At 74.2% G+C, this 20,958-nt stretch carries 17 protein-coding genes; 9 read left to right on the plus strand and 8 right to left on the minus strand.

Annotated features, from left to right (window positions below; all coding sequences use genetic code 11):
- Positions 1-264: 264 nt before the first annotated feature.
- Positions 265-2,136: an endonuclease/exonuclease/phosphatase family protein gene (locus AC3CHW_RS28105; protein ID WP_488468308.1), complete on the minus strand. Its 1,872-nt coding sequence runs from the start codon at positions 2,134-2,136 to the stop codon at positions 265-267.
- Positions 2,137-2,526: 390 nt separating this feature from the next.
- Between AC3CHW_RS28105 and AC3CHW_RS28110 the strand changes: the two genes are divergently transcribed.
- From AC3CHW_RS28110 to AC3CHW_RS28120, 3 genes are all read left to right on the plus strand, one after another.
- Positions 2,527-4,068 (plus strand): hypothetical protein, encoded by a 1,542-nt coding sequence (locus AC3CHW_RS28110; protein ID WP_488471190.1) that lies wholly within the window; start codon positions 2,527-2,529, stop codon positions 4,066-4,068.
- 459 nt (positions 4,069-4,527) lie between these two features.
- A complete protein-coding gene (locus tag AC3CHW_RS28115) occupies positions 4,528-6,051 on the plus strand; it encodes an alkaline phosphatase PhoX (RefSeq protein ID WP_488468309.1) in 1,524 nt (507 codons plus the stop codon).
- Between the two features lie 150 nt (positions 6,052-6,201).
- A complete protein-coding gene (locus tag AC3CHW_RS28120; protein ID WP_488468310.1) occupies positions 6,202-7,278 on the plus strand; it encodes an MsnO8 family LLM class oxidoreductase in 1,077 nt (358 codons plus the stop codon).
- A gap of 183 nt (positions 7,279-7,461) precedes the next feature.
- On the opposite strand, the gene AC3CHW_RS28125 is transcribed toward AC3CHW_RS28120, so the two are convergent.
- Together AC3CHW_RS28125 and AC3CHW_RS28130 are read right to left on the minus strand one after the other, a co-directional pair.
- Positions 7,462-7,641: a hypothetical protein gene (locus AC3CHW_RS28125; protein ID WP_277322847.1), complete on the minus strand. Its 180-nt coding sequence runs from the start codon at positions 7,639-7,641 to the stop codon at positions 7,462-7,464.
- Between the two features lie 288 nt (positions 7,642-7,929).
- Complete coding sequence (locus tag AC3CHW_RS28130; protein ID WP_488468311.1) at positions 7,930-9,183, minus strand: TerD family protein; 1,254 nt, start codon at positions 9,181-9,183, stop codon at positions 7,930-7,932.
- Between the two features lie 315 nt (positions 9,184-9,498).
- On the opposite strand from AC3CHW_RS28130, the gene AC3CHW_RS28135 reads away from it, so the two are divergent.
- Positions 9,499-9,918 carry a pyridoxamine 5'-phosphate oxidase family protein gene (locus tag AC3CHW_RS28135; RefSeq protein ID WP_488468312.1) on the plus strand — a complete coding sequence of 140 codons (420 nt, stop codon included), beginning with the start codon at positions 9,499-9,501 and terminating at the stop codon, positions 9,916-9,918.
- On the opposite strand, the gene AC3CHW_RS28140 is transcribed toward AC3CHW_RS28135, so the two are convergent.
- Positions 9,866-10,861 carry a DMT family transporter gene (locus tag AC3CHW_RS28140; protein WP_488468313.1) on the minus strand — a complete coding sequence of 332 codons (996 nt, stop codon included), beginning with the start codon at positions 10,859-10,861 and terminating at the stop codon, positions 9,866-9,868. The two genes, AC3CHW_RS28135 and AC3CHW_RS28140, sit on opposite strands and share 53 nt — an antisense overlap.
- Positions 10,862-11,019: 158 nt before the next feature.
- Between AC3CHW_RS28140 and AC3CHW_RS28145 the strand changes: the two genes are divergently transcribed.
- The 3 genes from AC3CHW_RS28145 (at position 11,020) to AC3CHW_RS28155 (ending at position 14,706) form a co-directional block, all read left to right on the plus strand.
- Entirely contained in the window at positions 11,020-11,655 is a 636-nt protein-coding gene (locus AC3CHW_RS28145; RefSeq protein ID WP_488468314.1) for a TetR/AcrR family transcriptional regulator, read from the plus strand.
- Between the two features lie 244 nt (positions 11,656-11,899).
- Positions 11,900-13,498 (plus strand): aldehyde dehydrogenase (NADP(+)), encoded by a 1,599-nt coding sequence (locus AC3CHW_RS28150; RefSeq protein ID WP_488468315.1) that lies wholly within the window; start codon positions 11,900-11,902, stop codon positions 13,496-13,498.
- A 146-nt stretch (positions 13,499-13,644) separates the two neighbouring features.
- Positions 13,645-14,706, plus strand: coding sequence for an aminotransferase class V-fold PLP-dependent enzyme (locus AC3CHW_RS28155; RefSeq protein WP_459251092.1), 1,062 nt, complete (start codon positions 13,645-13,647; stop codon positions 14,704-14,706).
- A 138-nt stretch (positions 14,707-14,844) separates the two neighbouring features.
- On the opposite strand, the gene thpD is transcribed toward AC3CHW_RS28155, so the two are convergent.
- From thpD to ectA, 4 genes are all read right to left on the minus strand, one after another.
- Positions 14,845-15,756, minus strand: a complete 912-nt coding sequence (thpD, locus tag AC3CHW_RS28160) for an ectoine hydroxylase (protein WP_187061504.1) — start codon at positions 15,754-15,756, stop codon at positions 14,845-14,847.
- Positions 15,757-15,848: 92 nt separating this feature from the next.
- On the minus strand, positions 15,849-16,253 hold the full coding sequence (locus tag AC3CHW_RS28165; RefSeq protein ID WP_176161001.1) for an ectoine synthase: 405 nt from the start codon (positions 16,251-16,253) through the stop codon (positions 15,849-15,851).
- A 79-nt stretch (positions 16,254-16,332) separates the two neighbouring features.
- Positions 16,333-17,601 carry a diaminobutyrate--2-oxoglutarate transaminase gene (gene ectB, locus AC3CHW_RS28170; protein WP_398609871.1) on the minus strand — a complete coding sequence of 423 codons (1,269 nt, stop codon included), beginning with the start codon at positions 17,599-17,601 and terminating at the stop codon, positions 16,333-16,335.
- Positions 17,602-17,674: 73 nt separating this feature from the next.
- A complete protein-coding gene (ectA, locus tag AC3CHW_RS28175; RefSeq protein WP_176160999.1) occupies positions 17,675-18,238 on the minus strand; it encodes a diaminobutyrate acetyltransferase in 564 nt (187 codons plus the stop codon).
- A gap of 427 nt (positions 18,239-18,665) precedes the next feature.
- On the opposite strand from ectA, the gene AC3CHW_RS28180 reads away from it, so the two are divergent.
- Complete coding sequence (locus tag AC3CHW_RS28180; RefSeq protein WP_398609872.1) at positions 18,666-19,766, plus strand: amidohydrolase family protein; 1,101 nt, start codon at positions 18,666-18,668, stop codon at positions 19,764-19,766.
- Between the two features lie 276 nt (positions 19,767-20,042).
- Positions 20,043-20,843, plus strand: coding sequence for an SCO1860 family LAETG-anchored protein (locus AC3CHW_RS28185; RefSeq protein WP_488468316.1), 801 nt, complete (start codon positions 20,043-20,045; stop codon positions 20,841-20,843).
- Positions 20,844-20,958: the final 115 nt, after the last annotated feature.

Genomic DNA, 20,958 nt, shown 5'->3' on the forward strand with positions numbered 1-20,958 from the left:
CCCGAGCGCCGCCCGGCCCCCGCCTGGCCGGTGACCTCCTCCGCCCCGCCCCTGCCCGTCGGCAGCGGCGGGGCGGAGCCGTACGGTCACGGTCGTACGGTCATGGTCGTACGCGTGCGGTCTACGGGCACGGTCGTACGCGTGCGGTCGTACCCTCACGGTCGTACGGGCGCGGGTGTACGGGCGATCCGCGCGGGGCGGGGACTTCGGGGTGGGGCGCGCCCGGCCCACAGGCGTGGCCTCGGGCCGGGCGGCGCGGGTCGGCTAGTAGCGGATGCGAACGACCTGCGGGTCGTGGTCGCTGGCCTGGTCGGCGAACTCCGCGTTGACGTGCACGATGTCGTACTCGGCCCGGCGCGCGCCCTTGCTGGTCAGGATGTGGTCCAGGACCTGCGAGTTGCCGTTGTAGACGTAGCCGTAGCGCTCCCGCTTCGGCAGCTTGTTCACCAGGTCGGTCAGGATCCCGCCGTCGGTCAGGGCGTCCAGAGCGGGGGAGAACTGGAAGTCGTTGATGTCGCCCGCGACCACCACGCTCGCCCGGGGCTTGATCTCCAGCACGTCCTTCACGAACGCGTTGACCGCCTTGGCCTGCGCGATCCGCTGCACCTCCGAGCCGCGCCGCGGCGGCTGGAACCGGCTGTCCAGGCCCTGGTCGCCGCCCTTGGAGTTGAAGTGGTTGGCCACCACGAAGACCGGCTGGCCGCGGAAGGTGAACTCGCCGACCAGCGGCTTGCGGCTGGCCCGCCACGCCTCGTTCGCCGGGTCGATCCGGCCCGGCGACGCCGACAGCGCGGGCTCGCCGTCGCGGTCGACGACCCGCACCGGCGTGGTGGCGTCGCCGCCCGCGGTGTCGGTGAAGGAGACCCGCTCGGGGTTGAAGAGGAACGCGTTGCGGATGTTGCCGCCGGGCTGGCCGCCGTCCTGGTCGTCGGCGGGGTCGATCTGGCGCCAGGAGTAGGAGGGTCCGCCCGCCGCCTTGATGGCCTCGGTGAGCTGGCGCAGCGTCGCGTCGGCGGAGACGACGGAGTCGTTGGTGGGGCCGTTGTCGTCCTGCACCTCCTCAAGGGCGACGATGTCGGGCGAGGCCAGGTCGCGGACCAGCCCCTCGGCCAGCCGGTCGAACTTGGCCCGTGGCGTCTTCGGCGACAGGTTCTCCACGTTGTACGTGGCGATGGCCAGCTCGCGGGAGTGCTGCGGGCGGGTCCGCTCGCGCCGCAGCCCGCCGTCCACCAGCTCGCCGAGTTCGGTGGCCTGGATCTCGTACCCGCCGAACTGGTCGTAGTCGAGCGGCCCCGAGGTGACACCGGCGAGCCGGTCGCGCACGTTCGCGACCGGGAACGGGCGCTCGGCGTACGGGATGAGCGAGGCGACCTTGACCCGGCCCGAGCCCGGCTTCCCGTACGAGTCGTAGAGCACGCCGCCGCGCGCGGTGCGGTCCTGGTACGGCTCGGCGGTGACCCACAGCTCCTTGTGCTCGCTGGTCGCGCCGACGACGGGGGCGTTCCGCACGGCCACCCGCATGCCCTCCAGCGACTCGTACCGGTCGAGCGCGTAGCGGCCCGGCCGCAGCCGCAGCGACTCGATGCTCCCGCCCTCGCCGGCGGTGGGCGCGTAACGTCGCGGGACGGCGGCGGAGTCGAGCGTGAAGGCGGCGGGCAGCGGCTGGCCCGAGGCGCGCACGGTCCACGTCGCGCGGGTGAGCTCGGTCACCGACTGGAGCCCCGCGTCCGCGCCGCCGGGGTAGTACTCGGTGACCGTGCCCGAGACCTCGACGGCGTCGCCCACGGCCACCTTGGGCGTGCTGGAGCCGGTGAAGACGAAGACGGCCTCGCTGGTGGCCGGGGAGCGGTCGGGCCTCGGGTCCTGGACCCAGAAGCCGCGCGCGGAACCGAAGGCGCGGACCGCCGTGACGACGCCCGGCACGCCGGTGACGTCCTTGCCGGCCAGCGGCGAGACGCGGGTGGCGCCCTGGATGTCGTGCACGCGTATCTCGGCGGCGGACGCGGTCTGCGGGACCGCGAGCAGGCCGGCGGCCAGCGCCGCCGCGACGACGGCCGTGACGGCAGCGGAACGGCTCCGGGCGCGGGAGGCCCGGGGCGGGACCGGATGCGGCGATGAGGGGGACAGCGACGACATGGCGGGGCCTTTCGGGGAGCGGGAGCGGACGGCGGCACGCGGCGGACGCTGCGTGCCGGGTGGTACCAGCGGGTCGGCGCGGGGCCGTGGGCCGGACGTGCGAGGGGACGGGCGGAACGTGGAACGTGCTGCGGGCGGTGGACTCGGCGGCGGCCCACCGAGCGGCCGGGCGCCCGGGACGCGAGGCCCGCGGACGGGCGTACGCGGGAGTTCCGGCCCCTCTACGCGCGTCAATCTCGTGTGCGCGTCAGGGTGTTGTCAAGGCTCGCCGGATGGACGGCGGCTGACGGATACGTGAACCGGATGACCCCCCGCGAATCCGTCTACGCTGGGACACCGTGCCGTCACACGACTCGTACGGCCGCAACCCCCGAGGAGATGACCCAGCAGATGCCCGAAGACCGCCCCACCATGCCGCCGGTCATGCTGCACACCGAGGCAGAGCTCGCGCGGGACGCGCTGAGCGCACCGCTGTTCGTCCGCGCGGTGCGGCTCGCCCGCTGGGCCGATCCGCACAAGCCGGTGGGGGCGGGCGGCGAGCTCCTGGCCGACGAGTTGCGGGAAGCGGTCAAGGAGCTGGGCCTCGACGACGACGAGGACGGCCCCGGCTACGCCGCCGAGGCGTGGCAGCTCGCCCTGGACATCGGGCTCGTCGAGGTGGAAGGCCCCGAAAACGGGGTCGAGGCCGGCGAGGCCGCCGACGGCGCCCCGACCGACGGAACGCCGCCCGCCCCCGGCGCGGACGCGGCCGAGCCGGCCGGCACCGCGCGCCCGGGCGAGGAGCTGCCCCGCTTCGCCGGCGGTGCCCCGCAGGAGGTGCTGGAGCTGTGGCTGAACGGGCTTGAGACGGTCCTGGCGGACGCGGCGGCCCCCGACCTGGCCGACATCATCGACCAGTTGAGCGAGGGTGACGAACTCGACCTCGACGCGCTCGACTGGAACCCGGAGGAGGAGGCCGACTTCCTCGACGGCGTGCTGGGCAACCTCTACCTGCTGACCGCGCTGGACGAGGAGACCACCGACCGCGCGGTGCCGCTGCCCGCGCTCGCCGCCTCCATGATCGTCCCGGACGACATGGACGAGCCGACCGACGCCGTCCTCGAAGAGGTCTCCGACGCGATGATGCGGCTGGACGAGCAGTTCCGCATGCTCGCGCCCACCGGCATCGTGGACTACCGGCCGGTCGACGAGGAGTTGATCGAGGAGGTCGACGGCGAGGGCCGGGTCTCCGAGCCCGAGCGCGGCATCGCCGAGACCGAGGTCGACGAGGAGGACGTCGCCCGCTACGGCATGGTCAGGCTCACCCCGCTCGGCCTGTACGCGGTGCGCTCGCGGATGCTGGAGGCGGGCGTGCACGCCCCCGTCGTCGGCGAACTGGCACCGGCCGACGCGCAGACGCTGCTCGCCGCCCTGCCCGGCTTCCCGGACGCCGCCGCGCGCGCCGAGGCCGAGCAGTGGCTGGCCGGGCGCACGGTGACCGACGCCGCGGCCGAACTGCTCGCGGCGGCCCGCGGCGACGACCCCGAGGCGCCGCTGCGCCGCCTGACCTGCCAGCAGACGCTGACCCTGGTCGGCCCGGAGGCGGAGCCGGCGCTGCGCGCGGTGCTCGAAGACCCGCATCTGGGCGGGCTCGCCCGCGTGTGGCTCGCCGAGCACGACGTGGACCAGGTGCCCGAGCCGTCGGAGGAGATGGTCTTCTGGCTGACCGTGGACACCATCGCGGCACAACTGGCGGCCGGCGGCGACTCGGAGGAGCTGCGGGAGCTGGTGCAGGGTCTGGTGGACCGCAGCGCCGGCTTCTTCGACTCGGTGTGGCGCGTCGAGCACCCGGCGACGGCGGAGGTCCTGGAGGCGATGGGCCGGCTGCACCCGGACAAGAAGACCGCCAAGGAGGCGCGCAAGGCCGCGTTCAAGGCCCGCTCGCGACACTGAGCCGGCGTGACCGACGGCCGACGTGACCGACGGCCGACGTGATCGGCGGCCGACGTGACCGGCGGCCGGTGTGGCCGGCGGCCGCCGTGGCCGGTGTGGTCGGTCCGGCTGGTGCGGCCGTCGAGGAGGGCTGGCTGTGCCGTCGGCCGTCGGGTGGCCTGTGGTCGCGCGGCCGGATGTCGCCGGCGCGCGGGTGGCCGCCGGGCGCGCGGCGGCGTGTGGTGCGGCGTGCGTGGCGGGTGGTGCGCCGTGCGGTGGGTCCGGGCTCGGCGGTGGGCGGTGTGCCGTGTGGTGGGGCCGGACGCGGCGTTCGGCCGCGCGCCGGGCGGGACGATCCGGGCGTACGGTACGGCCAACCGGTCCTCCTGATGTCGCACCGCGTTCAACTGGTGTTCGGCCGGGCGCGGCAGCCTGACCGCGGCACGTCAGGCGGACAGTTCCGGCCACCAGGAGATGAAGATGCCGCTTACTCGCAGGGATTTCGCGAAGCAGTCCGCGTACACCGGGGCCGGTGTCGCGCTGGTCGGCACGGTCGATGTGCTCGCCACCGCCCCCGGGGCCCTCGCGGCGGAGGGCGCGGGCGAGCGGGGGCACCGGCCCTCGCTCGGCTACGGGCCGCTCGTGCCCGACCCCAAGGGCCTGCTCGCGCTGCCCGCGGGCTTCTCGTACCGGGTGATCACCCGCACCGGCGAGACGACGCTGGAGTCGGGCGAGTCCACCCCGTCTAACCACGACGGCACCGCCACCTTCGAGGGCCCGCGCGGGACGACGCTGCTGGTCAACAACCACGAGCTGAGCGGCCCCAGGTCGAAGTGGGCGCACCCGGTGCCGCTGGTGGAGGGCCTGGTCTACGACCCGGCCGCCTCCGGCGGTTGCACCGTCGTCGAGGTCTCCCGGCACGGCGACCACGTCAGCGAGTGGGTGGGCATCGCGGGCACCGCCACCAACTGCGCGGGCGGTCGCACCCCCTGGGGCACCTGGCTGACGTGCGAGGAGACCGAGGACAAGGCCGGCGAGAACGGCATGACCAAGGACCACGGCTACGTGTTCGAGGTCGACCCGCACGACCGCCCGCGCGGCCACCGCGGCGCGGCGGAGGCGGAGGGCGCGCACGCCCAGCGGGGCCCGAAGCCGATCAAGGCACTCGGCCGGTACGCGCACGAGGCGGTCGTGGTCGACCCGCGGCGCGGGCACTTCTACCTGACCGAGGACGCCGACGAGCCCAACGGCCTGTTCTACCGCTGGGTCCCGCCGCGTGGCTTCACGCCGGGGCGCCGCGCGCTGCGCCACCTCGCCGACGACGCGGGCGTGCTGCAGGCCCCGCAGTGCTACGACTCGGGCGGCCGGTTCGTGGACGACCTCTCCCGGGCGCGGAAGGTGGGCACCGTCTACGGCGTGGACTGGATCGACGTGCCCGACCGCGACGCCCAGCAGGTTCCGGTGCGCAAGCAGTTCAAGGACCACCAGGTCACGCGGGCGCGCAAGCTGGAGGGCATGTGGTGGGCCGACGGCGGCGCGTACATCGTGGCCTCGTTCGCCCGTGACGAGAGCCCGGTCGCGCACGACGGCCAGGTCTGGTTCTACGACCCGCGCCGCCGCACGCTCACCCTGAAGGTGCTGCTCGGCGTGAACCAGGACCCGGACAAGGGCGGCGCCTTCGACGGCCCGGACAACATCACCGTCTCCCCGTACGGCGGCCTGATCATCGCTGAGGACGGCGACGGCATCCAGCACCTGTTCGGGGCGACGGACCGGGGCGAGACCTACCCGATCGCCCGTAACGAGCTGAACATCGGCACCGCCGAGAAGCCCTCGTACAGCGAGTTCACCGGCGTGGTCTTCTCGCCCGACGGGGACACCCTGTACGCGAACATCCAGGTGCCGGGCATCATGCTCGCGATCACCGGCCCGTGGCGGCGCCAGCCCCACCGACCGCACGGCCACGGCCACGGCCACGGTCGTGCGCAGGAGCAGAACGGCTAGCCGCCGCCCTCACCTCCGGCCCCGCCCGCCCGGCGCCCCGCGCGCCCGGGCGGGCGCTGTCGTGGGGGCGCTGCCCGTGTGACCGGCGGCTTCAGGTGGCCCAGGGCGGGGGCGGGGGAATCCTGGCCGGCGTGAGGCGTTGACACCCATGTGACCCCACGCGTGACAAGCACCCCGTTCTCCGTCCTCGACCGCTCCCGCACCCGGCAGGGCCGGGCGGAGGGCGAGGCGCTGCGCGACACCGTCGCCTTCGCCCGCCTCGCCGAAGAACTCGGCTACCACCGGTTCTGGGTCTCCGAGCACCACAGCGTGCCCGGGGTGGCGGGCTCGGCGCCGACCGTGCTGGCCGCCGCCGTGGCCGCGGCGACCGACCGCATCCGCGTCGGCACCGGTGGCGTGATGCTGCCCAACCACCAGCCGCTGGTGGTCGCGGAGCAGTTCGGGGTGCTGGCGGCGCTCTACCCGGACCGGATCGACATGGGCCTCGGCCGCTCCGTCGGCTTCACCGACGGCATCCGGCGCGCGCTCGGCCGGGACAAGGAGGCGGCCGGCGACTTCGGCGCCCAGTTGGCGGAGCTGATCGGGTACTTCACCGGGCGGCAGCAGGTGCACCCGCAGGTGCACGCGCGGCCGGCGGAGGGCCTGCACGTGCCCGCGTTCGTGCTGGCCACCGGCGCGGGCGCGACGGTGGCCGCCGAGGCGGGGCTGCCGCTGGTGATCGCCGCCGCGGTGGGCGAGGACCGGATGCTGGAGGCCATCGAGCGCTACCGGGCCGCCTTCCGCCCCTCCCCGCAGGCGACGCGCCCGTACGTGGTGGTGGCCGGGACCGTCGCGGTCGCCGAGACCACCGAGCGGGCCCGCCGGCTGTTGGTGCCCGAGGCGTGGTCGAGCGCCTACTCGCGTACCCACGGGGTGTTCCCGCCGCTGGAGCCGGCCGAGGCGATCGAGGCGCGGACCATGTCGCCGCGCGAGCGCGAGCGGTACGAGGAGTCGATGCGCGGCCACGTCCACGGCACCGAGCAGGAGGTGACCGCGGCCCTCGACGCCCTCATCGAGCGCACCGGCGCCGACGAGATACTGGTGACCACGAGCACGTACGACCGCGCGGGGATGCTCGACTCCTACCGTCGGCTGGCCCGCATCGCCCACCTGTCCGACGCGCGGGGGACGCGGGGGAGCGCGGCGGGCCCGCCACGCGGCTCGGCCGAGTTGGCCGGCGCGCACTGAGCGCACCGCGACGGGGGTGGACCGCGCCCGAGCCGGAAAGCGGAGGCGGTCGTCGCCTGCCGGAACTGGCCTGACCGAGCCGGCCCGGAGCGGCCGGCGGGTGTGCCGGCGGTCGAGTGGGGGCCGGGCGGCCGGCGCGTTGGGCGGGGGTACGCGGCGGGGGCGGGGCCCGGGCGGCGGGGCTCAGGCCGCCTTGACGACCTCTTCGCGTATCGCCTGCCACCACACCGCGCGCAGCCGGTCCAGCTCCCGCAGCTCCGCGGGGGACCAGGATCGCTTGCCCGCCACATACGCCCGGATGGCTTCGTTGGCGAGGGCGGCGGGCGAACGGGGGCCGGTGGATGGAGGGTTGGTGGGAACCATGCACATCACCTTAGGGCCGGGGACTGACAACGGGCTCACGGCGGATGTCGCGCAGGCGTCGGCCACATGAGCTGACCGCCGCGCGCGCCCCGTACGCACCACCCGACCCGTACGCACCGCACGCACCACGCCACGCCCGCGCCCGCGCGCCGCCCGCCACCGGTGTCAGCGCGGCCGGGCCGGGCGGTCCCACGTCGGGCGCCGCGACCGGCCGCCCCCGCGCCCGGAAACAGGGGCGGGGGCGGAATCAGGGGCGGGGGCGGCGGCGCGGGCCGTCAGGGTGGGCCGTCAGAGCGCGGCGCCGCCGGGCTTGGCCATGCCGCGGACGGTGCGCGCGTCCACGTACTCGCCCAGTGCCGTCATCTCCCACTCGCCGCTGAACTGGCGAATCATCTTCGCCATCAGCACGCCCGTGCGCGGTTCGGCGTTGGTGAGGTCGAAGCGGACCAGCTCCTCGCCGGTGCCGGCGTCGATCAGCCGGCAGTACGCCTTGGCGACGTCGGTGAACTTCTGGCCGGAGAAGGAGTTGACCGTGAACATCAGCCCGGTCACCTCCGGCGGCAGGCCGCCCAGGTGGACCGTGATGACCTCGTCGTCGCCGCCGCCCTCGCCGGTCAGGTTGTCGCCCGAGTGCTGGATCACACCGTTCAGGATGGAGAGCTTGCCGAAGAAGCAGGCGTCGATCTTCTTGCGGTTGGCGCCGTACGCGATGACGGACGCGTCCAGGTCGATGTCCTTGCTGCGGAACGCGGGCTCCCAGCCGAGGCCCATCTTCACCGAGGTCAGCAGCGGGCGACCGCCCTTGACCAGCGACACCGTCTGGTTCTTCTGCAGGCTGACCCGGCCCTTGTCCAGGTTGATCTTCCCGCCGCCGGCCGGCGGCGCCGGGGGCGCGGCGGGGGCCGTGTGCGGCGCGGGCGGGGCCTGCGGCTGGGGGGCGGCCGGCGGCGCGGGCGGCGCGGCCGGGAAGCCGGTGGCGGCCGGGGCGGCGGGCGGAGCCGGGGCCGCGGGGGTGGCGGGCTGCGGGGCGGGGGCCGCCGGCTCCTCCACGCTGACGCCGAAGTCGGTGGCGATGCCCGCGAGGCCGTTCGCGTACCCCTGGCCGACCGCGCGGACCTTCCAGGCGCCCGCCCGCCGGTAGACCTCGACGACGACCAGCGCCGTCTCCGCGCCGAGCTGCGGCGGCTTGAAGGTCGCGATGACCGAGCCGTCGTCGGCGCCGCGCACCGTGGCCGTCGGCTCCGTGCCGGCGAAGGTCGCGCCCGGGGCGTCCAGGCTGGCCGTCACCACGATCTTCTCGATGTCGGCGGGGACGGCCGTGGTGTCCACGGTGATCGAGTCGCCGGCGCCGCCCGCCCCCGCGCGGTGGCTCACGCCGGGCCCGGTGGGCTGGTTGTAGAAGACGAAGTCGTCGTCGGAGCGCACCTTGCCGTCGGCGGTGAGCAGCAGGCCCGACACGTCGAGCCGCGACGGAGCGGTGACGTCCACCGTCACGCGCGGGACGGGGAGAGGAAGATTCGAGCCGGGTGTCATAGCGGTCATGTCCCGGGTAACGACCGGGCCCGCTTTACGGTTCCTTGACCAGCGCACCCGGTCAGGACCGGGAACGCGGGCGCCGGGCGGTGGCCGCCCCCGGCCGGGCCGGCCTCTCCCGCCGGGCGCGGCGGCTGTCTCGATCTCGCCCTCGTCGGCCGGGCGGGGAAATAGCCGCGCCGGGCGGCGCGCTGGCCTCGGTGTGCGTGTCGGCCCGCGAACCGTCGGGTCCGGGCGCACCGCCAGCAGCGCCCCGCACCCCGTGGCGCGCCCCTGGCACCGGCGCCGTCGCGCGCCGGTGCCGCGAACGCGAGGAGGACGCGGATGCCCCTGTCCCTGTCGGAGCGTCAGGACTTTCTCGCCGAGCCGCACGTGGCGGCCCTGGCCGTCGCCGAGGCCGGCCGCGCGCCGTTGACCGTGCCCGTGTGGTACGCGTACGAGCCGGGCGGTGACGTGCTGGTGATGACCGAGCGCGGCTCGCGCAAGGCGCGGTTGATAGCGGCGGCGGGCCGGTTCTCGCTCCTGGTGCAGCGGACGGAGCCGACGTACCGGTACGTCGCGGTGGAGGGGCCGGTGGTGGCCGTGGAGTCCGCGACGGAGGCGGAGCTGCGCGCGCTCTCCGCCCGCTACCTGCCCGCCGAGCGGGTCGACGACTACGTGGCGGGGATGGTGGCCGGCACGAAGGATCTGGTCAACTTCCGGCTGCGCGTCGAGCGGTGGTTGTCGGCCGATCCGGGGACGTGACCGGGTCGGCGCGGGTGTCCGCTGGCTGACCGGCCTCGGCGGTGGTGTCGGTGGTAGGCGCCGGGCGGGGCCGGTCGCCGAGCGTGGCAGCCGCCACGCCGGCCACGCAGACCGCCATGCCCACCAGGCCCAGCGCCGCCGGCCGCGTGCCCCACATCGCGTACGCCCACAGGGCCGTCGTCGGCGGGGTGAGGTAGATGAGCGCGCTGGTGCGGGTGATGCCGTCGCGGCGCAGGCTCAGCCAGTAGAAGCCGTAGCCGCCCAGCGTGGACAGCAGGACGACCCAGCCGACGGCCACCCAGAAGGCGCCCGTGGCGGGCGCCTCGGCGTGGCCGGCGCCGCCGGCCACGGCGGAGAACAGCAGCGCGCTGGTCGCGCAGTGCAGGGGCAGGGCGTCGGTGGGCGAGAGCGGCGCGCGGGCCCGGCGTTCGAGGAAGCTCGCGGCGAGCAGGGCCGCCATGCCGGCGAAGGGCAGCGCGTACGCCCATGCCGGGGCCGTCGCGCCGGACAGGTCGCCGCGCACCACCAGCGCGACGCCGACCAGCCCGACGCCGAGCCCCCACCACTGCCGCGCGGTGACCCGCTCGCCGAGGAGCCGGCCGGCCAGCGCGCCCGCGGCCAGCGGTTGCAGGGCCGCGATGAGCGCACAGGTGCCCGAGGGCACGCCGAGTCCGACGGCCCACACGATGGGGCCGACGTAGCAGCCCTGCGAGAGCACGCCGATCAGCGACTGCTCGGCCACCGCGCGGGCGGGCAGCCGCCTGCGGCGCAGTGCCAGCCAGGCCCCGCCGAGCAGTGCGGCGGCGACGGTGAACCGCCACATCAGCAGGGTGTCCACGGGGGCGTGCCGGGTGCCGAGCTCGGCCCCGACGAAGCCGGAGCTCCACATCACCACCAGGCCGCTGGCCAGGGCCGCCGAACCGATCGCGCTGGATGCGGGCATGGAAGTTCCCCTCGTCGGTCGCGGGCGCACGCCGGCGACGCACCCGGTGTGCGGAGGTAAACCGATCGGTTTACCTGACTCTCCCACTACACTAAACAGATCGGTTTACCGTCAAGCGGCCAACGCGTCGCGGGTGCGACGAGCGGGAGGCGAGCGCGATGGGCTCTGAGGCCACGGGAGCGGCGGCGGGGCGCGCCGCGCTGACGCCCGGGGCGCGGCGGGTCCTCGACGCGGCGGCCGAGCTGTTCTACGAGCGCGGCATCAACGCGGTCGGCGTCGACCTCATCGCCCAGCGGGCCCAGGTCACCAAGAAGACGCTCTACGACCGGTTCGGCTCGAAGGAGGCACTGGTCGCCGCGTACCTCCGGGAGCGCGACGAGCGCTGGCGCCGCTGGCTGCCGGCCCGCCTCGACGAGGCGGCGCGGGCGGCCGGGCCCGACCCGGAGGCCGTCGCCATCGCCCGGGTGCTGGCCACCTTCGACGCGCTGGAGGTGTGGACGCTCCGCGAGAACCCGCGCGGCTGCGGTTTCGTCAACGCCGCGGCCGAGCTGCCCGACCTCACGCATCCGGGGCGCGTGGTGATCGCCGAGCAGAAGCGGTGGTTCCGCGACTACCTGCGCGAACTGTGCCGCGCCACCCCCGCGAGCGACCCGGACGACCTGGCCGACGAACTCGCGCTGCTGCACGAGGGAGCCATGGTGCTCGGCGGCCTCGACGCCGTGGCGGAGCCGGTGCCGCTGGCGCGCCGGCTGGCCGTACGGGCCCTGACCCAGCGCGGCCTGCCGGCCGCGTGACCCGGGGCGGGCGCGCCGGGCGCGGCCCGGCGAACCCACGGCCCGACAACTCCACGGCCCGACAACTCCACGGCGTACGCGGCCGACTTGACGTGGGTCCCGCCCGGGACGGCCGCCTACCGGCGCCCTTGACCCCCCGGAAACGACGGCCCTAGAGTCCCCGGAGATTCACCGTCACGGTGGGCCGACAACGGAGCGGGAGCGGCCCCGGCGGGGCGCGCACGCACGAGGGAGGGAGCCCGCCGTGCCGGTACCAGTGTGGAGCGTCGACCCGCGCACCGGGCAGCGGCGGGAGCAGGCGGCCACCGAGGCCGACGCCGCCGCCGTCGACCGGGCGGTGAACGCCGCCCACGCGGCCAGCGCGGCCCTCGCCGACCGGGCGACCCGCGCCACCTTCCTGCGCGCCGCCGCGGCGCTCTTCGAGGAGGAGGCCGAGGCCGTGGTGGCCGTCGCCGACGCGGAGACCGCGCTCGGCCCCGGCCGACTGACCGGCGAACTCGCCCGTACCGCCTACCAGTTGCGCTCCTTCGCGGACGTGGTGGACGAGGGCGAGTACCTCGACGTGACCATCGACCACGCCGCCCCCGAACTCACCCCGCCCCGTCCCGACCTGCGCCGCTACAAGCTGCCGCTGGGCGTCGTCGCCGTCTACAGCGCCAGCAACTTCCCGCTCGCCTTCTCCGTGCCGGGCGGCGACACCGCGAGCGCCCTGGCGGCCGGCTGCCCCGTCGTCGTCAAGGCCCACCCCGACCACCCCGCCACCTCCGAGCTGTGCGCCGCCCTGCTGCGCCGCGCGGCCGAGCGCGGCGGCCTGCCCGCGGCGGTGATCGGCCTCGTGCACGGCTTCGACGCCGGCGTCGCCCTCATCAACCACCCGCTGGTGCGGGCCGCCGGGTTCACCGGCTCCGTGCGCGGCGGCCGGGCGCTGTACGACGCCGCCGCCGCGCGCCCGCACCCGATCCCGTTCTACGGTGAACTCGGCAGCCTCAACCCGGTGGTGATCACCGAGGCGGCGGCGCGGGAGCGGGCGGAGACGATCGGCAAGGGGCTCGCGGGCTCGATGACGCTCGGCGTCGGCCAGTTCTGCGTCAAGCCCGGCCTGGTGCTCGCCCCGGCGACCGAGGCCGGCGACCGGGTCCTCGCCAGCCTGACCGAGGCGGTCGGCGCCACCCCGCCCGGCGTGCTGCTCGACGCCCGGATGCGGGACGCGTTCGTGGCGGGCGTGCGGGAACGCGCCGCGCTCCCCGAGGTGCGCGCCGGCCTGCCGGGCGAGGGCGCCGCGGAGTCGGGGCAACAGTCGCCGGACGGCTCGGTCCGCGCCGGGGTGCTCACCGTGCCCGCCGCCCACCTGGCCGCCGAAGGCCCGTACGACCTGCTGCTTGAGGAGTGCTTCGGCCCGGTCACCGTCGTCGCTCGCTACGCGCGGGAGGAGGAGATCGGGGCGGTGCTGCGGCGGCTGCCGGGGAACCTCACCGCCACCGCGCAGCTCAGCGCCGCCGAGTGCGGGGCCGACGAGACGGACGGTGCCCAGGCGGCGGAAGAGCCGGACGAGGCGCGGCGGCGGGCGGCTCGGCTGCTCGAACAGCTCACCCCGCTCGCCGGGCGGCTGCTGGTCAACGGCTGGCCCACCGGCGTCGCCGTCGCGCCGGCCCAACACCACGGCGGCCCGTACCCGGCCACCACCTCCACCACCACGTCCGTGGGCACCCGGGCCATCGACCGCTGGCTACGCCCGGTCGTCTACCAGGACACCCCGCCCGCCCTGCTCCCGCCCGAACTGCGCCCGCACAACCCGCTGGGCCTGCCCCGGCGCGTGGACGGACGCTTCGAGCCGCGCGCCTGACCAGGGCGGCCCTCCCACGCGCCCGAGACGACTCCCGCGACGGCGCGCGGGAGCGCGGCGCGGGCCGGCCACCGGCGCGTAAGGCGTGGTGGGGGAGCGGCGATGCGGCATGGACGCGCCAGGCGCACGCCCCGCATAGTGAGGTCATGGAGAGCCTGGCAACGGATCGCACGGTCCGCGAGCAGTTCGCGGCGGAGACCACCTACCTCAACACCGCCTCCCTCGGCGTCCTGCCCCGGGACGCCGCCGACGCCGTACGCACCGCCATCGCCGAGTACAGCGTCGGACGGCCGTACGTCCGCGAGGGCTTCGAGGCGGTGCAGGAGGCCCGTGAGCTGTTCGCCCGGCTGGTCGGGGTCGACGCCTCGCGGGTGGCGGCCGGCGCCTCGGTCGCGGTGTACGCCGGGCTGCTGGCCACCGCGCTGCCCGCGGGCGCGGAAGTGCTCGTCGCGGACGACGACTTCAGCTCGCTGGTCAACCCGTTCGCCGTGCGCGGCGACCTCAAGCTGCGCAGCGTCCCGCTGCCGGAGCTGGCGGACGCCGTGCGGCCCGGCACCGCGTTGGTCGCCGTGAGCGCCGTGCAGTCGGCGGACGGCCGGATCGCCGACCTGGCCGCGATCCGGGACGCGGCCCGCGCGCACGGCGCGCGGACCTTCGTCGACGCCAGCCAGGCCGTGGGCTGGCTCCCGCTGCGCGCCGACGACTTCGACTACCTGGCGACGGTGGGCTACAAGTGGCTGCTGGCCCCGCGCGGCGCGGCCTTCCTGGTCACCCCCGACGACCGGTCCGACGTCACGCCGGTCTTCGCGGGCTGGGTCGCCGGCGAGGTGCCGTACGACTCCTGCTACGGGCCGGTCACCCAGCTCGCGCGGTCCGCGCGGCGCTTCGACGAGAGCCCCAGCCTGCTCGCGTACAGCGCGGCCCGGCACACGCTCGCGCTGATCGAGCGGCTCGGCCCGCAGCGCATCGGCGCGCACAACGCCGCGCTCGCCGACCGCTTCCGCGCCGGGCTCGCGCGGCTCGGGCACGAGCCGGTGGCGGCCCCCGGTTCGGCGATCGTCGCGGTGCCGGGGCTCGGGCACGCGGCGGAGCGGCTGGCCGCGGCGGACGTGATGGTCTCCAGCCGGAACGGCTTCCTGCGGGCGGCGTTCCACCTGTACAACACCGACGCCGACGTGGACCGGGCGCTGGACGTGCTCGGCGGCTGAGGCGCCACGGCCGAAGGCCGCACACCGCAGCCGCACACCGCAGCCGCACGACACGACCGCACGACGAGGCCGCACCACGCGCCGCGGGGCGGCGGTGGCCCAAGGCCACCGCCGCCCCGCGGCGCTGCCGCCGGTTGCCTAGCGCACCGGCGTGAACGGTGGACGCGCGCCGATGAACTCGGGGCGCGGCACCGGGGCGGCGAACGGATCGGTCGCCGGGTTGTCCATGCTGTTGAAGACGATGAACACGTTGCTGCGCGGGTACGGGGTGATGTTGTCCCCGCTGCCGTGCATGCAGTTGCAGTCGAACCAGGTCGCCGCGCCGGCCTTGCCGGTGAACAGGCGGATGCCGTGCGCGTCGGCGAGCTTCGTCAGCGCCTCGTCCGACGGCGTGCCGGCGTCCTGCATCTGGAGCGACTTCTTGTAGTTGTCCTTCGGCGTCGCACCGGCGCAGCCGAGGAACGTCTTGTGCGACCCGGGCATGATCATCAGGCCGCCGTTGGTGTCGTAGTTCTCGGTCAGGGCGATCGAGACGGACACCGTCCGCATGTTGGGCAGGCCGTCCTCGGCGTGCCAGGTCTCGAAGTCCGAGTGCCAGTAGAAGCCGGACGCGCCGAAGCCGGGCTTGACGTTGATCCGGCTCTGGTGGACGTAGACCTCGGAGCCGAGGATCTGCCGCGCCCGGCCGACCACGCGCGGGTCGCTGACCAGCTTGGCGAACACCTCGCTGATCTTGTGCACCTCGAACACCGACCGCACGTCCTGGGACTTGGGCTCGATGATGGAGCGCTCGTCGGCCCTGATCGCGGGGTCCGAGACGAGCCGGTCGAGCTCGGCGCGGTAGGTGGCCACCTCGTCCGGCGTGATCAACTGATCCACCGTCAGGAAGCCGTCGCGCTCGTAGCCCATCAGGTCCGCGTGGTCGATGGGGCCCTGCGCCCATTCGCCGTCCGGCATCGCCCACACCACCGGGTCCTGCCGCGGGGTGGACACCTCGGTGGTCCCACGGGTCGGGTACAGGTCGGCGGTGCGCTCGGGTGCGGTGGTCATGGTGTTGCCTTCCTCTCCTCTCGTACGGTCCGTACGTGGCGGGCCGCAGCGGCCGGCAGCAAGCCGGCGGGCGGCCGGTCGCCGCCCGCGGCTCAGGCGTCCGCGGGCTCCGTGAGCAGCGGGTACACGCCGTTCTCGTCGTGGTCCTCGCGGCCGGTGACCGGCGGGTTGAACACGCACACGCAGCGGAAGTCGGTCTTCGGCCGCATCGTGTGCTTCTCATGGCCGTCCAGCAGGTACATCGTGCCGGGCGTGATCCAGTGCTTCTCGCCGGTCTCGTCGTTGGTGAGCTCGGCCTCACCCTCCACGCACAGCACGGCCTCGATGTGGTTGGCGTACCACATCGACGTCTCGGTGCCGGCGTAGAGGATGGTCTCGTGCAGGGAGAAGCCGACGCGCTCCTTGGCGAGCACGATGCGCTTGCTTTCCCAGGTGCCCGACGCGGCCTTCACGTGCCGGTCGGTGCCCTCGATGTCCTTGAACGAACGGACGATCACGGTGAGTTGATGCCTTTCTCTCGCGTGCCCGGGGGCACGGGTGGCCTCCGCGCGGCGGCCTGCCGCGGGGGTGAAGGGGTCAGGCGGTCTCGCGGACGGCGCGCGCCAGCGTGCGCAGGCCCTCGTCGAGCTCCTCCGGGGTGATGGTCAGCGCCGGCAGCAGCTTGACGACCTCGCTCTCCGGGCCCGAGGTCTCGATCAGCAGGCCCAGCTCGAAGGCGCGGCGGGCGATGGCCGAGGCACGCGACTTCTCGGTGAACTCCAGGCCCCAGACCAGGCCGCGGCCCCGGTACTCGGCGCCGAGCCGGGTGTGCTCGTCGCAGATGGCGCGCAGCGCCTCCTCGACCTGCTCGCCGCGGGCCAGGGTCTGCTTCTCCATCTGGCCGTCGGCCCAGTAGGTGTCGAGGGTGGCGGCGGCGGTGACGAAGGCGGGGTTGTTGCCGCGGAAGGTGCCGTTGTGCTCGCCGGGCTCCCAGATGTCGAGTTCGGGCTTGAAGAGGGTCAGGGCCATGGGCAGGCCGTAGCCGCTGATGGACTTCGAGACCGTGACGATGTCGGGGATGATGCCGGCCTCCTCGAAGGAGAAGAAGGCGCCGGTGCGTCCGCAGCCCATCTGGATGTCGTCGACGATGAGCAGCATGTCGCGGCGCTTGCACAGGTCGGCCAGTTCGCGCAGCCACTGCGCGCGGGCGACGTTGATGCCGCCCTCGCCCTGCACCGTCTCCACGATCACGGCGGCGGGCTGGTTCAGGCCGGAGCCCTGGTCCTCCAGGAGGCGCTCGAACCACAGGAAGTCGGGCACCCGACCGTCCAGGTAGTTGTCGAACGGCATCGGCGTGCCGTGCACCAGCGGGATGCCGGCGCCGGCGCGCTTGAACGCGTTGCCGGTCACGGCCAGCGAGCCGAGCGACATGCCGTGGAAGGCGTTGGTGAAGGAGACGATCGACTCGCGGCCCTTGACCTTGCGGGCCAGCTTCAGCGCGGACTCGACCGCGTTGGTGCCGGTCGGGCCCGGGAACATCACCTTGTACGGCAGGTCACGCGGGCGCAGGATCGTCCGCTGGAAGGACTCCAGGAAGGCGCGCTTGGCCGTGGTGGACATGTCCAGGCCGTGCGTGACGCCGTCGCGCTCGATGTAGTCGATCAGGGCGCGTTTGAGGACCGGGTTGTTGTGGCCGTAGTTGAGTGATCCGGCCCCGGCGAAGAAGTCGAGGTAGGTGTGGCCGTCCTCGTCGTACATGCGGCTGCCCTGGGCGCGGTCGAAGACGGTGGGCCAGCTTCGGCAGTAGCTGCGCACCTCCGACTCCAGGGTCTCGAAGACGCTCAGGTCGGGTTGGGTGATGGTCACAGCGTGCTCCTGGAAGTTCAGTGGCGAGGGGTGACGAATGGGGGAAGTGGTTCGGGGTGGGCCCGGGCCCGGGTCAGGGGCGCTCGGCGGGTGGGGCCAGCGGCCCGATGCGGTACAACACCTCGGGTTCGTGGGTCCCCTCGGGGAACATCTGCCCGTCGAACAACACCTCACGCTCCACCGTGGCTCCATGCCGCTCGGCGAACGACGTGAACAGCCGGTTCGAGGCGGCGTTGTCCGGCGTGATGGTGGTCTCCACGCGGCGGACGCCGCTCTCGGCGGTGACCCGCGCGGTCAGTCCATCAAGCAGTGCTCCCGCGAGCCCTCGGCCTCGGCAGGCGTCGTCGACGGCGACCTGCCAGACGACGAGGGTCTGCGGGCGCTCAGGGCGGATGTATCCGGTGACGAAGCCAACCGGCTCGCCACCATCGGAGCGGGCCACCACGGAGGTGGAGGCGAAGTCCCGGCACCACAGGAGGTAGCTGTACGAGGAGTTGAGGTCCAGCGCCTTGGAGTCGCGGGCGATGCGCCAGATCGCGGCTCCGTCTTCGACGCCTGGGGTGTCGAGCTCCAGTCCCTCCGGAATTTCCAGGAATTCGCTGTGGGCACGTGCAAGGTCTGCTTGTGCGGCGGTCATGCAAATTGAATTTACCCAGCTGAATCGGAAATTGCATCGCGAGAAGGGGTTACGTGAGAGGGGGGTCATGTGGTATCACGCGGGGACGCGCGGGCGCGCAACCGGTCGGCGGAAAGTCCCGGTTTGACCCGTATTTACGGGGCGAAACGGGCGCGCTGTGCGTTACGTCACAGATGCATAACGGCCTTGAGGTGCCGCGGAATTGCCTACTCACCGCTAGCGAAATCTTGGCGTTTAGGGATCGGGAAAACGGGCAGGAGAATATGGGTTGCTGAGCTGAATAAGTATCTTCGCGGCGCTGGGAATTCATTAGCATAAGCGCAGAGTGGATGCTTCGGTTGAGTGTTCATCGGTCTTATGGGAGCCCCTGTCGCGGCCGGGACGGAGCCTGTCCGGGCCGGTTCGCGGGGCTCGTAGAGTTCCGTCCATGAGTGAGAGCGCGGTGCTGCACATCAAGGGGCGGGTACTGGCCGGGCCGGTCGCCGACGACGATGTCCATGACGAACTCTGGGTCGTCGACGGAAAGATCACCTTCGACCGTCCGACCGGGGCCCGGGACGTACGGGTCGTGGAGGGCTGGGCGCTGCCCGGCCTGGTCGACGCCCACTGCCACGTGGGTCTCGACGCGCACGGCCCGGTGGACGCGTCGACCAGCGAGCGACAGGCGGTGACGGAGCGGGACGCGGGGGTCCTGCTGCTGCGGGACGCGGGCTCGCCGTCGGACACCCGGTGGATCGACCATCGAGACGACCTCCCCCGCATCGTGCGCGCGGGCCGCCACATCGCCCGTACCCGCCGGTACATCCGGAACTACGCACACGAGATCGAACCCGCCGACCTGGTCGCCTACGTGGCCGAGGAGGCGCGCCGCGGCGACGGCTGGGTGAAGCTCGTCGGTGACTGGATCGACCGGGAGAGCGGTGACCTGTCGGCGTGCTGGCCGCCCGGCGAGGTGGCGGCGGCGATAGCCGAGGCGCACCGGCTGGGCGCCCGGGTGACCGCGCACTGCTTCGCCGAGGAGTCGCTGGCCCCGCTGGTGGAGGCGGGCATCGACTGCGTCGAGCACGCCACCGGGCTCACCGAGGACACCATCCCGCTCTTCGCCGAGCGCGGCGTGGCCATCGTGCCCACCCTGATCAACATCGCCACCTTCCCCAAGCTGGCCGAGGGCGGCGAGGCCAAGTTCCCGCGCTGGGCGGCCCACATGCGCCGGCTCCACGCGCGCCGCTACGACACCGTACGAGCCGCCTACGACGCGGGCGTGCCCATCTACGCCGGCACCGACGCGGGCGGCTCGCTGGCCCACGGGCTGATCGGCCAGGAGGTGGCCGAGCTGGTGAAGGCGGGCATTCCCGCCGTCGACGCGCTGTCCGCCGCCACCTGGGGCGCGCGCGACTGGCTCGGGCGCCCCGGCATGACCGAGGGCGCCGCCGCCGACCTGGTGGTCTACGACGCCGACCCGCGCGAGGACGTGCGCGTGCTGTCCGCGCCGCGCCGGGTGGTGCTGCGCGGGCGCGTCGTCGGCTGAGTCGCGCTGCGCCGAACGGGTGAGCCGGACGGTGGGGACCATCCGCCGTCCGGGTCACCCGTGGCCGGGTGCGGGGCGGCGGCGCGGGTGGGGCGCGTGGGGCGGAGGGGGAAGACGGAAGAAACAGGGACCGGATTCACCCGATGCGGTGAACGCGCAACGGGTAGCCGTCCGTTCACTCTTCGTGCGCCAGCATGGCGGAGCCAAGGTCGTCGGCGTGTGCGCGTCCTGCCGACCGCGACCGGCGACTCCGTGTCTTCCGTGGGGGTTCCACACGTGTCCCGTTCCAACGATTCCCTCTTAGCCGCCTCCGCACGGCGCGCCGCCACCCTGGCCGCCTGCTGCGGCCTGCTGTGCGCCGCCACCGGCGCTCCCGCGCGGGCCGGCGACGGCGGCGGGCGCGCCGACACCGGCGCGGCGAGCGCCGTGGTGCTGCGCGCCGGGCTCGATGTCGCGCTGCTCGACGGCGCGCTCGGGGTGCCGGTCTCGGTCCCCGTCAACGAGGTGCGCGCGCCGCTGAGCGGGGAGAAGACCGCGCTCACCGTGCTGCTCGACGGCGTGGCGGAGGGCCGGCCGGTGACCGTCCTGCGCGCCGACGCCGTCACCGCCCGTACGACCCGTACGGCGCGCGCGGCGACCGGGTACGCCAGCCTGAGCCGGGCCCGGGTGAACCTTCCCGGCCTGCCGGCGCTGCCCCTGATCGAGGCCGAGCAGGTCGCCACCCGCGCGGTGTGTGAGGTCGGCGCCAGGCCCGTCGCGACGTCCGCGCCGATCGGTACGGTCACCGTGCTCGGCAAGCGGGTCACGCTCGGCGCCGGCCGCACCGGGAAGGTCACCGTGCCGGGCGTCGGCGAGGTGCGGCTCGCGGTGGCCGAGACCACCACCACCTCGCGCACGGCCGCGTCGGCCGCCCTCGACCTGCGGGTCACGGTCAACCCGCTGCGGCTGAACGTGGCCTCGGTCACCGGCCGGATCACCCTCGCCGAGGCGACGTGCGCCACGCCCGGCAGCCGCGCCGCCGCCCGCCCGGACGCGGGCGGGCCCAAGGCGCCGAGAACCGGCTCCGCGACGACCTGACGGGTCTGGTCGGTCTCATCGGTCCCGTCGGCCCCGTCGGCCTGACAGGTCCGACAGGTCTGACAGGCAGGTCTGACAGGTTCAACAGGCTTGACCGGTCAGACCTGTCCGAAAG

Source organism: Streptomyces sp. MGP-BFMKR1, from assembly GCF_057766585.1.

Bases quoted from the DNA above. Each gene is read 5' to 3' on its own strand.
- AC3CHW_RS28110 (WP_488471190.1), top strand. From the start codon at position 2,527: ATGCCCGAAGACCGCCCCACCATGCCGCCGGTCATGCTGCACACCGAG.
- AC3CHW_RS28155 (WP_459251092.1), top strand. From the start codon at position 13,645: ATGGAGAGCCTGGCAACGGATCGCACGGTCCGCGAGCAGTTCGCGGCG.
- AC3CHW_RS28130 (WP_488468311.1), bottom strand. From the start codon at position 9,183: ATGACCGCTATGACACCCGGCTCGAATCTTCCTCTCCCCGTCCCGCGC.
- ectA (WP_176160999.1), bottom strand. From the start codon at position 18,238: ATGACCGCCGCACAAGCAGACCTTGCACGTGCCCACAGCGAATTCCTG.
- AC3CHW_RS28180 (WP_398609872.1), top strand. From the start codon at position 18,666: ATGAGTGAGAGCGCGGTGCTGCACATCAAGGGGCGGGTACTGGCCGGG.
- AC3CHW_RS28115 (WP_488468309.1), top strand. From the start codon at position 4,528: ATGCCGCTTACTCGCAGGGATTTCGCGAAGCAGTCCGCGTACACCGGG.
- thpD (WP_187061504.1), bottom strand. From the start codon at position 15,756: ATGACCACCGCACCCGAGCGCACCGCCGACCTGTACCCGACCCGTGGG.
- AC3CHW_RS28135 (WP_488468312.1), top strand. From the start codon at position 9,499: ATGCCCCTGTCCCTGTCGGAGCGTCAGGACTTTCTCGCCGAGCCGCAC.
- AC3CHW_RS28105 (WP_488468308.1), bottom strand. From the start codon at position 2,136: ATGTCGTCGCTGTCCCCCTCATCGCCGCATCCGGTCCCGCCCCGGGCC.
- AC3CHW_RS28145 (WP_488468314.1), top strand. From the start codon at position 11,020: ATGGGCTCTGAGGCCACGGGAGCGGCGGCGGGGCGCGCCGCGCTGACG.
- AC3CHW_RS28125 (WP_277322847.1), bottom strand. From the start codon at position 7,641: ATGGTTCCCACCAACCCTCCATCCACCGGCCCCCGTTCGCCCGCCGCC.
- AC3CHW_RS28140 (WP_488468313.1), bottom strand. From the start codon at position 10,861: ATGCCCGCATCCAGCGCGATCGGTTCGGCGGCCCTGGCCAGCGGCCTG.